A 15,159-nucleotide genomic window follows, 5' to 3' on the forward strand; every position below is an offset into this window, starting at 1 on the left:
GTCAACGATATCAACATATAAGCATAAATACAGAGGGCAAGACACTGTGATTAGAGTTGCAATCAACGGTTTCGGGCGGATTGGACGTAACTTTGCGCGTTGTTGGGTGGGTAGAGAGAATAGTCAAATCGATCTTGTCGCTATTAATGACACTTCAGATCCTAGAACCAATGCTCACCTGCTAAAGTATGACTCAATGCTAGGCAAGATCAAAGGTGCTGAGATTAGTGCCGATGATAACTCTATCATCGTCAACGGTAAGACCATTAAGTGCGTGTCCGATCGCAATCCCGAAAACTTGCCCTGGAAAGATTGGGGAATTGACCTAATTATCGAAGCAACCGGGGTATTTACTAGCAAAGAAGGAGCGCTCAAGCACGTAAATGCTGGAGCCAAGAAAGTTCTGATTACCGCTCCTGGTAAAAACGAGGATGGCACTTTTGTGGTTGGTGTGAATCATCATGACTATGACCACAACAAACACAACATTATCAGTAATGCTAGCTGTACTACCAACTGCTTGGCACCAATCGCCAAGGTGTTGAACGATAAGTTCGGCATCATCAAAGGTACGATGACCACTACCCACAGCTATACAGGCGATCAGCGATTGCTAGACGCTTCTCACCGGGATTTGCGACGGGCGAGGGCCGCAGCGATAAACATTGTACCCACCTCTACTGGCGCAGCAAAAGCAGTGGCGCTGGTTATCCCAGACCTCAAAGGCAAGCTAAATGGTGTTGCCTTGCGCGTACCAACCCCGAACGTCTCAATGGTAGATTTCGTAGTTCAGGTTGAGAAGCGTACTATTACTGAAGAAGTTAACCAAGCTCTCAAGGATGCTGCCGAAGGCCCACTTAAAGGAATTTTGGACTACAGCGAACTAGAACTGGTATCCTCTGATTATCAAGGTAGTGATGCTTCTTCGATTGTCGATGCCAATTTGACTTTGGTCTTGGGTAATGACTTAGTAAAAGTTATGGCGTGGTATGACAACGAGTGGGGTTACAGCCAACGAGTCTTGGATTTGGCAGAATTGGTAGCTGAAAAATGGCAATAATTTATTATTAGTCATTGGTCATTAGTCATTAGAAAAATCACAAAAGACTATTGACCAAAATGTTGAAATCCCTGGCTAAGATTTAGAACTTGGTCAGGGAATTTTTTTTGCTCGTCGTGCAATATTACTGTCGATCCGGCTGTAATCTTGCCTGCGATCACAGCACCTTCACCAAGATGTTGCACTAAGGTTGATGCTAATTTTTGTGGTAAACACAGTACCAATTCAAAGTCTTCGCCACCATATAGAGCATATTTTAACGCTTGCTCTGGTGGCAACCAATGATTAAAAGTTTTTGGTACGAGAATTTGTCTGTGTTCTAAAACAGCGCCAACGCCACTGGCGCGGCAAATTTGGATAATCGCATCTGCCAAACCATCGCTGCTATCCATACCAGCAATGAAGAGTTGGGAGTTAGGAGTTAAGATTTTCCAGAGGATTGGTAAGACATCTAATCGTGGTTGTGGACGTTGATGTGCGCGGATTAGAGCCGTGCGTTCTGCATCTTTGAGGTTTTGTCCTAGTTCGGGATGCAAGAGCAGTTCTAAGCCTGCATGGGAGGCTCCATGAACGCCTGTAACAACGATCGCATCTCCTACAACAGCAGCAGAACGGCGGATAATTTGACTAGGGTTAACTTGACCAAAAGCGGTAATTGACAGAGTAGTAACAGGCGATCGCACCACATCACCCCCAACAATCGGGGTATTGTATTTTTGCAGGCATTCTGTCATTCCCTGGTACAAGCGTTCTACCCAACTCACCCTAAGTTCACCAGGTAGTCCCAACCCGACAGTGATTCCCAATGGAGAAGCGCCCATTGCGGCTAAATCTGATAAATTAGCAGCAGCAGCCCGCCAACCAGCATCTTCTGGGGAAGTGGTGAGGTTGCTAAAATGAACGCCATCAACCAGGACATCTGTAGTCACTACCAAAGATTGCTCTGGTGCAGTCTCAAGTACTGCGGCATCATCGCCGATCATTTCTGCTGGGCAGAAACGCTGTAATCTTTCTAAAAGACCTTGTTCGCCAATGTCTTTTACCTGTTGAGAAGATAAATCACTGTTCACAATCGGTTTTCCGTGTTGCAAAATTACTAAGAAAACTGATGATTTACTTTACTGTTTAAGATAAGGGTATCGTCTAGGAGTCAGTTGGAATGGTAACAACACCAGTAACCAGCATCACATTTGAGGAGTACTTAACCTATGATGATGGTAGCGATTTTCATTATGAACTGGTGGATGGCAAGCTAGAGCTAATGAACCCACCTACTATTGAACATTTTCTGATTGTCGATTTTTTGGATACTGCCTTGAAAGCAGAAATCAAACGTTGTAACTCTACTTGGCTGTGTTTTCGGGAAAGTGGGGTGAGAACGGGTAGAAATAAATCTAGGTTGACTGATTTGTGTGTAGTGACACTGGAGCAAGCTAGAGAATTGTTAAATGCCTCAGCAGTATTTGAGTCACCCCCGTTACTAGTTGTCGAGGTGGTTAGTCCTGAGTCGGTGAAACGGGACTATCGTTATAAACGCTCAGAATATGCGGCCTTAGAGGTTCCTGAATATTGGATTGTAGACCCACTGGAAACAAAAGTTTCAGTGTTACTACTGGAAGATGGATTTTACGAAGAAACAGTTTTTACACTTACTCAGCAAATTGTATCACGAACTTTTCCAGAATTAAGGATCGCAGTTGAGCAGATATTCACTGCCGGAAATCTGAATCAGGAGAGACGCGATTAATCGCGTCTGTACAAGAATTATTCTTCTCCTGCCCTCTGTGTCTTCTTATGCAGCTTGCGGTTCAACCAGATTTTCTATCCCCTGAACCACTTTTGCTGATTCGATTTTGTCACCAGCTTTCAGTTTATCCAAAACTTCTTTACCTTCGGTGAGATAGCCAAAAACGGCATAACGACCATCTAACAGGTTGCGTCCGGCGGGGGTGAGTTCTGGTTCAAACAAAAAGAAGAAAAATTGTGATGAACCACCATTTACTTCACTTTCAGGACGAGCCATCACTACTGCACCAAAGGCAGAAAAAGGTAGAACTGGCATATCAACGTAACGACCAGCTTCTTCTAAAGTAATGCCATAAGTAGGTGCTTTATCCCCTTGAACTAAGACTTCTAAGGGAATAGCACGATATTTGCCAGTTGTTGGATCAATGAAACCCACATCTTTCCCAGCAGGATCTCCAGTTTGGAGAAAGTAAGATTCTTCAGAACGGGTAAATTCTAAGCCATTATAAAAACCCCTATTTACCAAATCTACAAAATTACCAGCAGTTACAGGGGCGCTGTAACCGTCTACTACAAGGGACAAATCGCCTTTGTTGGTTTTAATTTCTACAGTGGCACGACCTTTAAGTTGTGGCAGATTACTATACTCAGCAGGTACTTCAAAGGGGAATTGTTTTACCATTGACTCTTCTAGCTGAGTCACAAGATTCAGAAGTTTGCCTCTCTCTTCCAGAATTTGTTCTTTATCTTTGCTCTTCGCCAATTCTTCCAATTTACCCACCCCAGATTTCAACTCGGTAATCCAAGCTTCGGCTTGGGGTTGGCGTTCTGCGGGAACGCTTGTTAAGATTTGGGAAGGTTTATCGAGAATGCGGGATGCTTGGCTGATGTCTTTGGAAATAGCACCCCAACGCCGATTCGCCCGCAGTTGGGCAGAGATGTCCTCTAAACTGCCTTGTAGTTGCCGCACAGGTTTGTTATCTATCGGGAGTGCATACCGCAACAAAGCCTTTCCGTCGGTAATTGCATTGCCGGCTGGCAGTGCGGCGCGACTGGAGGGAGTCCACCCAGCTGTAGTTATGCCTAAAAATATTGTTACCAGCAGTATTGCCATTAGGCTGTTCTTCAGCCAGGATTTTAATAAGTTAAGCATGGGATAACTCAAATGCAGCAGTGAATTGTTGACTGGACGTAACCCATCAATAATCTTCCCACGTTAGGTGATGAGTGGAGCATAGGTCTAGGGCAGAGGAAAAATCACTAATGACAATGACACTAAACTAATGACAAATGCCCAATGACGACCCTAGAAGGGTACAATAAATGCCGATTGTCTTCCAAAAATTGAAAGTTTCATGATCTCCAGTAACGACTTTCGACCCGGTGTTTCAATTGTATTAGATGGGTCTGTATGGCGAGTGCTTGAATTCCTACACGTCAAGCCAGGTAAAGGTTCCGCTTTTGTACGAACTAAGCTAAAAAATGTCCAAAGTGGGAGCGTGATGGAAAAAACGTTCCGCGCAGGGGAAACAGTGCCGCAAGCCACTCTAGAAAAAAGCACGATGCAGCATACCTATAAAGAAGGCGATGAGTTTGTCTTTATGGATATGGAAACATACGAAGAAGGCAGATTGACTCGTGAACAAATTGGCGATCGCGTCAAGTACCTTAAGGAAGGTATGGAAGCCGAAGTGATTCGGTGGGGCGAACAGGTGCTAGGAGTAGAATTGCCTAAGTCTGTGGTTCTAGAAATTGTCCAAACAGATCCAGGTTTAAAAGGTGACACCGCCACAGGTGGCTCAAAACCAGCAACTCTGGAAACTGGTGCAGTTGTGATGGTTCCTTTGTTTATTTCCCAAGGAGAACGCATCAAAGTTGATACCCAGGAAGATAAATATATCAGCAGGGAATAACTTTCATCTCTACGGAGATGCAAGTCCCGATTTAAATCCCTACATAGGGATTAATCCCCTGCCACACTTAAAATGCTAATTTACGGATAGGTCGAGGTAATAAAAACTGTGCCATTGGACTTTAATGAAATCCGCCAACTTCTGGCAACTATCGCACAAACAGATATTGCAGAAGTCATACTCAAAAGCGATGATTTTGAGCTAACAGTCCGTAAGGCTGTGAGTATTAGCAATCAGATGTTGTCGGTAGGTCAAGGGACTTTAGGCGGTGTGGTAGGTTCAGGCTTGACATCAGGTTCATCTGGGGGAAACCAGGTGAGCGGAAGTCAGGTAACGGAGGTGTCCACATCTCGTGTGTTTGAGAATACTGGTACTAGCACACAATTGCAGTTGTCAGTAAGTCCTCCCTCAACCATTGACCAAAGATTAGTAGAAGTGCCTTCCCCAATGGTAGGAACGTTTTATCGCGCTCCTGCGCCTGGGGAAGCGGCATTTGTGGAAGTGGGCGATCGCGTCCGCAAGGGTCAAACAGTCTGTATCATTGAAGCTATGAAGCTGATGAATGAAATCGAAGCCGAAGTCTCTGGGCAGGTGATGGAAATTCTCCTCCAAAATGGCGACGCTGTAGAATATGGTCAACCTTTGATGCGAATTAACCCTGATTAAGTATTAATGTATATATGATGTGAATCATTGTTAAAATTTTCTTTCCTTGCGGGTTAATCCTGATGAAACAAACGTTGCCTTTACCACCAGAAGTGGTGCAACAAGTAGCTGAATACTTCAGCCTGTTAAGTGAGCCAATGCGCCTACGGCTGCTACACTTATTACGGGATGAAGAAAAATGCGTGCAAGAGTTGGTAGAGGCAACACAGACTTCTCAGGCAAATGTGTCAAAACACCTGAAGGTAATGTGGCAAGCAGGTATCCTTAGCCGCCGCAGTGAAGGAACTTGCGCCTATTACCGGGTGGAAGATCAAATGATTTTTGAGTTGTGTAATCGGGTTTGCGATCGCCTCGCCACAAGGTTAGAGCAGCAAGCCCGTAATTTTCGTGTATTAAATAGCAAACGTTAGGTCATTTGTCCTTTGTCAGTTGTCCTTTGCTAATGACTAATGACTAATGACCAATGACTAATGACTAAAGGGGATAATCTTTCTGAAACTGTTCGCGAGTGAGTGGTTGTTGTATCTCTACACCCTCACCGCCTAAAACATCCAACGGTTTGCCGTTCACGTCAATGTACACCTTGGCTTTGGGATTTAAAGTTGTTGCAGTGTAAACAACTTGTCCCACGCGGCCCATCATTGAGGTGCTACCACCACCGCTGGTAAAATCTTCAGATAAATTAACGTGAACTTCATTATTTTCCGCTTTCAGCCCTAATAGCTTGGTTCCTTTAGGGATAGTTGTTGAATCTGTCCCTTCTGTTGGGCCTGCTAACAAACTTTGGAAAGCTGCTTCTAAAGCTTGGTTGGGTAATACAGAAGCTACTTTAACAGGCTGAGGAACCAAAGTAACATTTTTGTCTTTTGGTCTTAGCCAGTAAACGTTCGGGCTTTGCTCATTAGCTGGCTGTCTAGTTGATGGCTGTGCTGGCTGTTCAATGCGGCCAGAAGGGTTTGACGGTGTAGGAGTATTGTTGGATTGTGTGGTAAACCAAGCTACACCACCACCCACCGCTACAACCACTGCTGATACAGCTGCAATTACGCCTGAAGAAATACGATTAGATCCTTGTTGGTCTTTCATGTTCAAAACCTTCCTAACTGAGGGCTGATATGGTAGTTATGTGAGGAGCAGCCTGGTTAAAGACGATACTTACAAGTAGAGAGTTTCCCACAATCTAGAGGAGACTTGATGGCTTTTAATTCTGCAAGTCCCTAAGATAATTTTAGGATTTTTATTTTTAATCCGTCACCTGCCAAATTATGTAAATTTTGGGGAGTTGAGAGTGAAAAGTTAGGAGTTAGGAGTTAGGAGTTGGGGACAAGGGGACAAGGGAGACAAGGGGGAATTATTGAACAAGTCTCTACCTTGTCTCTTCTCCATGCTTATGCCCTATGCCCTATTGCTTCTGTAATCCACTGCTTAAGTGTTGTTGTCACTTCATCAATGACTATTTCTTGCGATTTGCGGGTGGCTCTTTCTACAACTTCAACTTTGCCATTAGCGATCGCACGTCCGGTTACAATTCTATAAGGTATGCCAATCAAGTCCGCATCTTTAAATTTCACTCCCGCCCGTTCGTCTCGGTCATCTAGTAGGGTTTCAATTCCCGCTTGATTGAGTTCTGTGTAAAGTTTTTGGGCTATTTCGATTTGTTGAGCATCCTTAATGTTTGGAATTGTGACGATCGCGTGGTAGGGTGCGATCGCAACTGGCCAAATAATTCCATCTTTATCGTAAGATTGCTCGACGGCAGCTTGGGCTAACCGCGACACGCCTACACCAAAACAACCCATAAATAGCGGCTTTTCTTCACCCTGTTCATTGGTATAACTTGCACCCATCGCTTGGGAGTATTTAGTACCTAATTGGAAGATGTGACCGGCTTCGATTCCACGGGCGCTTGCAAGAGTTTGTTCTGGGTTATGAAGGGCGCGATCGCCTGGTCTTGATTTACGAATATCTACTACTTGCTCTGGTAACTTAAATTGCTCACCCCAATTAGCACCAACTACGTGATAACCAGCTTCATTCGCGCCTGTAACAAAGTTTTTTAAATCAACGGCTGTTTGATCAACCAAGCGCAAAAACTTGGGATGGATTTGTTTATTGGCGGTAATATACTCATCTGCGATATCAGGCGCAATGTAACCTAAAGGTAGAGATTTAGTTGTCCATACTTGCTGGGCTTCTACATTTGGTACATTCAAACTAATAATAGTTTTAGCACCATACTCAGAAGCTAATTTGGTCAATTCATTTTGCAACTTGACTTCATTAACTTCCTGATCGCCTCGGATACTCACCAGAACTAACACCGTTAAACCATTATCATAAACTGTTTGATAAAGGACATTTTTGACTAATTGAGTGGGAGAAGAGTTGAGGAGTTGACAGACCTTTTCAATCGTCTCTGTTCCAGGTGTATCGCGTTTCTCATAGCTTGTAAACCGTGAGGTTTCAGCGTCAATTGGTAAAGAAACAGCCTTTTCTACGTTAGCGGCGTATTTGCCATCCTCAGTGTAGAGAACTTCGTCTTCACCAGCTTCCGCCAAAATCATAAATTCTGTGGAACCAGAACCACCAATTGCACCAGAATCAGCTTCTACTGCCCGAAAAGCTAAACCAGAACGCCGTAGGATATTGCTGTAGGCTTTATACATATCCTGGTAAGTTTCTTTGAGGCTGGCTTCATCGGCATGGAAAGAGTAGCCGTCCTTCATGATAAACTCCCGTCCGCGCATTAAACCAAAGCGGGGACGAATTTCGTCGCGGAATTTGGTTTGAATTTGGTAGAGATGCAGTGGTAGCTGGCGATAAGAGCGAATCATATCACGAGCGATCGCTGTGATTACTTCTTCATGAGTTGGGCCTAATCCTAATTGTTGCTCACGGCGGTCAATTAGGGAAAACATAATTCCCTCAGCTTTGGTGTAAGTGTCCCAGCGTCCTGATTCCTTCCATAAATCAGCGGGTTGTAATTGCGGCAAAAGACATTCTTGTGCGCCTGTAGCGTTCATTTCTTCCCGCACAATCTGGGAAACTTTTTGCAGTACCCGCCACATCAGCGGCAAATAAGCATAAAGACCACTACCGATGCGACGAATGTAACCTGCACGGAGTAATAATTTATGACTGGGAATCTCAGCATCAGCTGGATCATCCCGGAGTGTAACGAATAACATTTGTGATAGTCGCATCGTTTATTCCCTTTCCAGAATCTCTAATTTGTTTATAAACCACCTGGCGATTATAAATCGCGGCCACACAAACCCTCGTCCGCCTGGGTGCATTCAGAAGGTATCCTAGTTTTTGAACCTGCGAGGTAGGCAAAGCGCAAGCGCGATCGGCATCTTACAGCCGTTAAGATATGGCATGATATAATCTTTGCAACTATTTAATCTAGGTCTAGGTTATGAGTCATTTGACATTAAAACTAGACACTGTTCACCTGAGTGACGAACAATTTTATCACTTATGCCAAAATAACCGCGAATTGAAATTTGAACGCACTACCAAGGGAGAATTAATCATTATGTCCCCCGTTGGAGGTGAAAGCGGCAATCGAGAAGCAGATTTAATTATTGATTTGGGAATCTGGAATCGGCAAACTGGCCTTGGATTTACCTTCAGTTCTTCTACTATATTCAAATTACCTAATGGTGCTGACCGTTCTCCAGATGCTGCTTGGATTCAACGAGAACGTTGGCAAGCACTTACACCTGAACAAAGACGCAAATTTCCCCCCATTGCACCCGATTTTGTCATTGAATTAAGGTCAGCAACGGATGATTTGGAAATGTTGCGTTCCAAAATGCAGGAATATATAGATGCAGGGGTGCAATTGGCATGGTTAATTAACCCCCAACAGCAACAAGTGGAAATTTATCGCCAAAAACAAGATACGGAAGTGCGAAATCTACCCACACAATTATCGGGTGAAGATGTATTGCCAGGATTTAGCTTGAGTCTTTCTTGTTATTAAGATTTGCAAGTGCCGCTAAACTCCACTATCTGCCCATACTTTCCATAGCAGTAAAAAATACTCTATAAGTCTGCGTAGGTGCGCTTCATTAGAAGAACCTGCCTAAGCAGATTTTGTCGTGTGTGGCTGTGACTTCTAGTCGTCAGGACATATTACAGCAGCTAAGATAGCTTAAAAGAAATAACCATCAGGCGATTAGAATCAGGGCATCTTTAGGAGAAACTACTTTGGCAGATGTAATTTATCAAGCACAAGCACCCTTAGAATTTATTCCTCCGGCGTTTAACCCTTTATTGCTACGAGTTGTCCATCTTTTGCTACCCAGTTGGATAAAATGGCAAACACCTATTACCCAAATTGAAGCAGATAACGTAGAAGTTCTGGTGGATCTCTATCGCCAGTTTCAGGAGGATAAGATCCGTTTTATGCTGGCATTTCGCCATCCGAAAACAGACGATCCGTTTTGTTTGGGTTACTTGCTATCTCAACTCGTACCAAAGACAGCGCGATCGCAAGGTACAACACTACAACATCCCATTCACGCTCATTTTATCTACGATCGCGGCATTCCTCTCTGGGCAGGTGCCCACGTTGGCTGGATTGCTTCTCATTTAGGTGGTACTCCGATTCAGCGAGGTAAAGCTGACTGGACGGGGTTACGTTCGGCGCGTGAGTTGTTTGCCAATGGGAAATTCCCGATGGCGGCTGCGCCTGAAGGTGCTACCAATGGTTTATCAGAGAATATTAGCCCGTTAGAACCTGGTATTGCCCAATTAGGCTTTTGGTGTGCTGAAGATTTGCACAAAGCTGGACGTGACCAAGAGGTTCTAATTGTACCAGTTGGGATTAAATATAGTTACGTTGATGCTCCTTGGGATGCGATCGCCAATCTTTTAAGTGAATTGGAAGCGGCTAGTGGTTTACCTGTGAATTCAGCAGAAAATGCTTCTGTGGAGTCGCTTTATCCCCGGTTGTTGACTTTGGCAGAACATTTACTTTTGCTCATGGAAGAATTTTACACCCGGTTTTATCATCAAAAACTGCCAGATCCTAAGATTGTCAACGGGCAAATTCCAGATAGAAATGAAGCATTAGCAGTTCGTTTACAAGCTTTATTAAATGCAGCGCTGTTAATCTCAGAACAGTATTTTAATTTGCAGTCAAAAGGTAGTTTGAGCGATCGTTGTCGGCGAGTCGAGCAAGCAGGTTGGAATTATATATTTAGAGAAGAATTTAAGGATGTAAAAGGAGTGTCTGCGGTTGAAAGAGCTTTAGGCGATCGCGTTGCAGAAGAAGCGAATGCGCGGATGTGGCACATGCGTTTAGTAGAAAGTTTTGTGGCAGTTTCTGGTAATTATATTCGTGAAAATCCAACAGCAGAAAGGTTTGCTGAGACGACTTTAATTTTATGGCAGATGATTGCTAAAATCAAAGGCAATAAAACTGTACAGCGTCCCCAATTAAGTAAGCAAAAAGTAAAGATTACTGTGGGTGAACCCATATCTATTTCTGAGCATTACTCAACGTATAAGGAAAATCGTTTGGGTGCTAGACAAGCTGTTGCTGATGTCACAAACGATTTACAACACGCGTTGGAAGGTTTGATTTGATTAGAAAGGTTGCATTTTTTGCTAGGAACCAGAATAAAGGTGTCAGTCGTCAGGAGGCTTATTCATTTCGACCCCTGCCCCCTGACTCCCTTAAATAGCAAGGTGCAATGTAAATGCCCAAGTGTTCATCCGAATCGGATATTACTTTCTAAAGTAGATCGCGCGTTTAGATGCTCAGTACGGAGATGCTAGGCGGATATGGTTTATTAAGCTTGCACAAACCCAAAACTTTTTCAAAACTGTCTAAATAAATGGGTGCAGAAAATCGTAGGCTGCTAGACCTGCTTGCCTTTGCTGCTATTTCACTTTAATACAATTGGGTTAGATAAAGGCAATTGTAACTAAATATGTCATTTTTTATTTGAGTTTTATAAAATTAACGTTAAGTTATCCAAATTATATTTTCAGAAAAATCACGCTTTTCTATTTTTTTAATTCCAATTATAAATAGAGAAGTCCAAAAAATTGTGATTCTCTAAATCAATCAATTTATAAATAATGAAAACTCAAAACTTATTCAATTTCCTGAAGGTTGGTATTGCTACTTTTGGAATCTTCTTTGTGGCTGGTCAAGGAGCCTATGCCTCAGACTTAAAGGGAACAGCATTTAGCATATCTTTGGAGTGTATGAACGACACTACCGGCCTTTTGATGGGTCAAAACTCCACTGATGCTAGCGGGTGGCAGTATGCATTTGATTCAAACAAAGATGGGATGAACGGGAATTACTGGGTTGGTGCCGCGGCAGGAAAAGTAAATCCCTACGATATCTCTGGTATGGCTATCAAAGAAACTGCTACCAGCGTCATTGTGGCAATCAATGGCAATATGAAGTTAACAGGAGAGGCTGAACAGGGTGCTACAGGCGGTCAGATTGGATATGGTGATTTGTTCTTCAACATGGCCGGTAAGACCTTTGACAATGCTATGAGCAGCGGCGATTTGTTTGGTATTCATTTCGCTTCAGCGAATGCTTCAGGGGTACAACAACTAGGTGTTTATAGTGGTGTTCAGGCAAAGACAGTTACTAATATCAAAGAAGGCTACACTGTTGCTACATATGGTGGTTTAGCAGGAGGAGGGAATTCTTACGAAAGTCAGGTAAAACAAGGTGGTGGTATTGTCGGTTATGGTGATTTGACCAGTAGTTATTTTACTAATAACGGCAAGGACAATACATTTAATCTCAATGTCATCAAGTCTGGAAATTATCTGAGTGGAATCTCGTTCCTAGCACAAGGTAATGTAACGCAGCAGTTGCTAACCACTGGCTATAATGCCAGCAAATTTAACGGCACACAAACCATTGCATTTGAATTCAAGAAATCTTCTATTGTGCAATCGACTCCTGAGCCTGCTAGTCTCGCTGGTTTAGGAATCGTCGGTCTGGCTTTGGCTAGTAGCAAGCTACGCAAAAAATTAGCATAGCAATTGGGTGGATACTATTCGCAATACGGCTTGATTTATCTTCAGTGATTATACACAAGATAAAAAACTATTTTCTCTCATATAAATGATCGCTGGAGTAATGGAATTTTGGATGAAGCTTAAGCGAAAAGTATCCCAAGCTGTATAGATTTACTCACTAAATATTAAATAGGTAAATTTCAATGCCCTTACTTTTTAGCCAGGGCATTTTTTTCTAAGATAGTTATCAAATACAAAACTACTCAGGCAATTATCTAAAGAATCTCGGTAACGCTCATGACATTTTTCAAACACAAGCAGACAAGCTGCTAGTTCATCTGCAAGCTCTAGATATAGCTGTGTCATACTGATGACTTGGATAAGCCATTAGAAGATTTACAGGATTATATGTAATGCAGATGCTATATTCACAAAAATACTATCACTTGCTTATGAACAATATTACTATATCTAATCTTGATGATGAAACCCAATCTCATCTTTAAAAACGAGCCGAAAAACATGGTCATTCCCTTGAAGAAGAAGCTAGAGAAATTCTTTGTTTGGCTCTAACAGAAAATCACGAAGAGCGCTTAAACTTAACTACTATGATTGAGCGGGATTTTGCGAATTTGGGAGATTTTCAATTACCGGAACTTAAGAGAGAATCTATTCGTATTGTATCAACATTTTAAAAATGATTATTCTTGATACTTGAGTAATAAAGAATATTCAAAGCTCTATTCCATGTAATATACCGAAGAACGAATTTATCCATATATTACCTGACTTGAAACAAAGTCGTTGTTGATGTAGAAACTAATTCGATAGTGATAACACCAGAGCTTTATTTATACTCATTATGAAGCAGTATCCGGGTTAATAAACTTGGCTAACTGGGCTGGTGATTGGTATTTTGAGCCATCAGGTAAGATTGTTTCCTCATTTAGAGTTGCCTTTTCTAATTTGGCACTTTTGAGGTTAGCACTTTTGAGGTTGGTACTTTCAAGGTTGGCATTTTCGAGGTTGGCACTTGAGAGATTGGCATTTTCGAGGTTGGCACTTGAGAGGTAGGCATCTTCGAGGTTGGCATTTTCGAGGTTGGCACTTGAGAGATTGGCACTTGAGAGGCAGGCACCTTCGAGGCAAGCACCCCAGAGATTGGTACTTGAGAGATTGGCACTTGAGAAGCAGGCACCAATAAAAATTGCACTTTTGAGGTTAGCACTCCAGAGGTTGGCATCAATGAAAATGGCACTTTTGAGGTTGGCATTTTCGAGGCAAGCACTTTCAAGGTAGGCACTTTCGAGGTTGGCATCGCTCAAATTTAACTTGCTTATAAGTTCTGCATCGATTAGAAATCGAATAACGCTTCCTTTGCGTTCTCCATCTTTGTCCAACCTCCGCAGTACTGACAACGTTCTAGCGCGTGCTATGTTTAGTGCTGCATCTAGTTGAGAGTATTTTGGGTGCGATTGTTCTAAATTTTGATCGAGCAATAGTTTGAATTTTTTATCAATCAGCAATTCCGACATACGGTCAATATAAACTTCTAGAGCTTCCTCTCGGAAATTAGTGGTTGCTATTTCTCTTTCAAGTGCAGCTCGTTCCGAAGCCTGTAGTTTTTCAAGCGCGGCTCGTTCCTCAACTTGTTGTTTTTCAAGCGCAGCTCGTTCCTCAGCCTGTTGTTGCTCACTGCGCTGAAACTGGAATAGTATAACCGGAATTGCAAGTGTACCAGCCAAGCCTAACCAATCCCAAAGAGTCTTAGCTGGTTGAGAATCCTTACTTATCTCTGTGAGTTTGATAATTCTTCCGTCTTTAGGATTTATTACTTCCTTTGTAGTCACTGAGTCATTGGAGTCCGGTCCAAAACCAGTCCACTCAAGCGGGTACAGCATTTTATAAATCGCAATAGCACCAACCACAACAGCAGCGCTTATCAGTAATGCTTGCCCGGTAGACCAAACCCGCTTCTTTTCTTGTAAAGACTTCACCCAATTATAAAACCTCTGTTTGTATTCGGTATTACTAGTAGTGCGGCAGTTATAACTTAGCCGATCGCAGTTTGACAAGAGTGCTATACAGACTATACTTACAACAAATAGGGGTAAAAATTTTACCCCTACAAATTTGTGTATTAATTTTAAGAAAAGCTAGAGAAGCTTATTACTCTGAAGTTAAGTGACCTTCTAGCAAAGATGCGATCGCATCAGGATGAATATTCTTGTATTTCTTTTTACCAAGCTGTAAAACACAGTTGGGAGCGCTGCCACAGCATTTTTGACAACTTGTATGTTCAATGGTAACTTTGTCTAATAAACCGCGATCGCACAAAGTTTTTTCTAATTCTGATAATAAGCCTTTACCACCACGTTTCAAGCAACCGCCCTTTTGACATACCATAATCCTCGCTTTGGTTTGAGGTGGTAAATCTTGCTTTGGACACGCATCAATTGGTGTCACCTTATAGGCTTTAATTTTAATTTTACTTGTACGCGAGTCTATCTCACTATGACCACAAATGCGAATTTGCTGGCCAGGAACTAAGGATGAACTTAGTAAACGGCGTAACTCTTTAGGCAGTTTAATATCTACATTTCCAGATGGAACTGCCAATTGCAAGTATTTATATTTTCCTGGTTCACCACCAACAAAACCTAGTAACTGTCCCTCAAGGTTCAATTCTGATAACGTCAAATACTTGTTACCCATGATTGATAAAAATTTAGGAGTGGGGAGTTAAAAGCGAAGAGTTAGGAGTGAGGA

Annotated in this window: 15 protein-coding genes; 8 read left to right on the forward strand and 7 right to left on the reverse strand. The window is 42.6% G+C overall.

The features are described from left to right. Positions 1-46 precede the first annotated feature (46 nt). Entirely contained in the window at positions 47-1,060 is a 1,014-nt protein-coding gene (locus CDG76_RS15700) for a type I glyceraldehyde-3-phosphate dehydrogenase (protein ID WP_094349899.1), read from the forward strand. 47 nt (positions 1,061-1,107) lie between these two features. Here the strand turns inward: CDG76_RS15700 and thiL are convergent, their stop codons facing one another. Then, the gene (gene thiL / locus CDG76_RS15705) at positions 1,108-2,130 is read right to left on the reverse strand and encodes a thiamine-phosphate kinase (protein ID WP_094349900.1); all 1,023 of its coding nucleotides are present in this window, start codon (positions 2,128-2,130) and stop codon (positions 1,108-1,110) included. A gap of 89 nt (positions 2,131-2,219) precedes the next feature. Here thiL and CDG76_RS15710 point away from each other — a divergent pair, with 89 nt between their 5' ends. Next, positions 2,220-2,807 (forward strand): Uma2 family endonuclease, encoded by a 588-nt coding sequence (locus tag CDG76_RS15710; RefSeq protein ID WP_094349901.1) that lies wholly within the window; start codon positions 2,220-2,222, stop codon positions 2,805-2,807. A gap of 45 nt (positions 2,808-2,852) precedes the next feature. Here the strand turns inward: CDG76_RS15710 and CDG76_RS15715 are convergent, their stop codons facing one another. Then, positions 2,853-3,959, reverse strand: a complete 1,107-nt coding sequence (locus CDG76_RS15715; protein WP_094349902.1) for a peptidylprolyl isomerase — start codon at positions 3,957-3,959, stop codon at positions 2,853-2,855. Positions 3,960-4,161: 202 nt separating this feature from the next. Between CDG76_RS15715 and efp the strand changes: the two genes are divergently transcribed. From efp to CDG76_RS15730, 3 genes are all read left to right on the forward strand, one after another. Then, a complete protein-coding gene (gene efp / locus CDG76_RS15720) occupies positions 4,162-4,719 on the forward strand; it encodes an elongation factor P (protein WP_094349903.1) in 558 nt (185 codons plus the stop codon). A 108-nt stretch (positions 4,720-4,827) separates the two neighbouring features. Further along, positions 4,828-5,385, forward strand: a complete 558-nt coding sequence (gene accB, locus CDG76_RS15725; RefSeq protein WP_094349904.1) for an acetyl-CoA carboxylase biotin carboxyl carrier protein — start codon at positions 4,828-4,830, stop codon at positions 5,383-5,385. A 62-nt stretch (positions 5,386-5,447) separates the two neighbouring features. Then, entirely contained in the window at positions 5,448-5,795 is a 348-nt protein-coding gene (locus tag CDG76_RS15730; RefSeq protein WP_094349905.1) for an ArsR/SmtB family transcription factor, read from the forward strand. Positions 5,796-5,859: 64 nt separating this feature from the next. On the opposite strand, the gene CDG76_RS15735 is transcribed toward CDG76_RS15730, so the two are convergent. After that, complete coding sequence (locus tag CDG76_RS15735; protein WP_094349906.1) at positions 5,860-6,471, reverse strand: GerMN domain-containing protein; 612 nt, start codon at positions 6,469-6,471, stop codon at positions 5,860-5,862. A gap of 302 nt (positions 6,472-6,773) precedes the next feature. Next, the gene (locus CDG76_RS15740) at positions 6,774-8,588 is read right to left on the reverse strand and encodes a proline--tRNA ligase (RefSeq protein ID WP_094349907.1); all 1,815 of its coding nucleotides are present in this window, start codon (positions 8,586-8,588) and stop codon (positions 6,774-6,776) included. Between the two features lie 215 nt (positions 8,589-8,803). Between CDG76_RS15740 and CDG76_RS15745 the strand changes: the two genes are divergently transcribed. From CDG76_RS15745 to CDG76_RS15755, 3 genes are all read left to right on the forward strand, one after another. Next, the gene (locus CDG76_RS15745) at positions 8,804-9,373 is read left to right on the forward strand and encodes a Uma2 family endonuclease (RefSeq protein ID WP_094349908.1); all 570 of its coding nucleotides are present in this window, start codon (positions 8,804-8,806) and stop codon (positions 9,371-9,373) included. A 227-nt stretch (positions 9,374-9,600) separates the two neighbouring features. Continuing rightward, a complete protein-coding gene (locus tag CDG76_RS15750; protein ID WP_094349909.1) occupies positions 9,601-10,983 on the forward strand; it encodes a glycerol acyltransferase in 1,383 nt (460 codons plus the stop codon). A 498-nt stretch (positions 10,984-11,481) separates the two neighbouring features. Then, positions 11,482-12,411 carry an XDD3 family exosortase-dependent surface protein gene (locus CDG76_RS15755; RefSeq protein WP_094349910.1) on the forward strand — a complete coding sequence of 310 codons (930 nt, stop codon included), beginning with the start codon at positions 11,482-11,484 and terminating at the stop codon, positions 12,409-12,411. A 195-nt stretch (positions 12,412-12,606) separates the two neighbouring features. Here CDG76_RS15755 and CDG76_RS37340 read toward each other — a convergent pair whose 3' ends face one another. From CDG76_RS37340 to CDG76_RS15770, 3 genes are all read right to left on the reverse strand, one after another. Beyond that, a complete protein-coding gene (locus tag CDG76_RS37340) occupies positions 12,607-12,756 on the reverse strand; it encodes a hypothetical protein (RefSeq protein WP_190240862.1) in 150 nt (49 codons plus the stop codon). 494 nt (positions 12,757-13,250) lie between these two features. Further along, entirely contained in the window at positions 13,251-14,465 is a 1,215-nt protein-coding gene (locus CDG76_RS15765) for a pentapeptide repeat-containing protein (RefSeq protein ID WP_143854097.1), read from the reverse strand. Between the two features lie 94 nt (positions 14,466-14,559). After that, on the reverse strand, positions 14,560-15,105 hold the full coding sequence (locus tag CDG76_RS15770) for a (2Fe-2S) ferredoxin domain-containing protein (RefSeq protein WP_094349912.1): 546 nt from the start codon (positions 15,103-15,105) through the stop codon (positions 14,560-14,562). Positions 15,106-15,159: the final 54 nt, after the last annotated feature.

It is taken from the genome of Nostoc sp. 'Peltigera membranacea cyanobiont' 210A (assembly GCF_002246015.1).
Classification (GTDB): domain Bacteria; phylum Cyanobacteriota; class Cyanobacteriia; order Cyanobacteriales; family Nostocaceae; genus Nostoc.

Bases quoted from the DNA above. Each gene is read 5' to 3' on its own strand.
- CDG76_RS15735 (WP_094349906.1), bottom strand. From the start codon at position 6,471: ATGAAAGACCAACAAGGATCTAATCGTATTTCTTCAGGCGTAATTGCA.
- CDG76_RS15770 (WP_094349912.1), bottom strand. From the start codon at position 15,105: ATGGGTAACAAGTATTTGACGTTATCAGAATTGAACCTTGAGGGACAG.
- efp (WP_094349903.1), top strand. From the start codon at position 4,162: ATGATCTCCAGTAACGACTTTCGACCCGGTGTTTCAATTGTATTAGAT.
- CDG76_RS15715 (WP_094349902.1), bottom strand. From the start codon at position 3,959: ATGCTTAACTTATTAAAATCCTGGCTGAAGAACAGCCTAATGGCAATA.
- CDG76_RS37340 (WP_190240862.1), bottom strand. From the start codon at position 12,756: ATGACACAGCTATATCTAGAGCTTGCAGATGAACTAGCAGCTTGTCTG.
- CDG76_RS15755 (WP_094349910.1), top strand. From the start codon at position 11,482: ATGAAAACTCAAAACTTATTCAATTTCCTGAAGGTTGGTATTGCTACT.
- CDG76_RS15710 (WP_094349901.1), top strand. From the start codon at position 2,220: ATGGTAACAACACCAGTAACCAGCATCACATTTGAGGAGTACTTAACC.
- CDG76_RS15745 (WP_094349908.1), top strand. From the start codon at position 8,804: ATGAGTCATTTGACATTAAAACTAGACACTGTTCACCTGAGTGACGAA.
- CDG76_RS15740 (WP_094349907.1), bottom strand. From the start codon at position 8,588: ATGCGACTATCACAAATGTTATTCGTTACACTCCGGGATGATCCAGCT.
- CDG76_RS15730 (WP_094349905.1), top strand. From the start codon at position 5,448: ATGAAACAAACGTTGCCTTTACCACCAGAAGTGGTGCAACAAGTAGCT.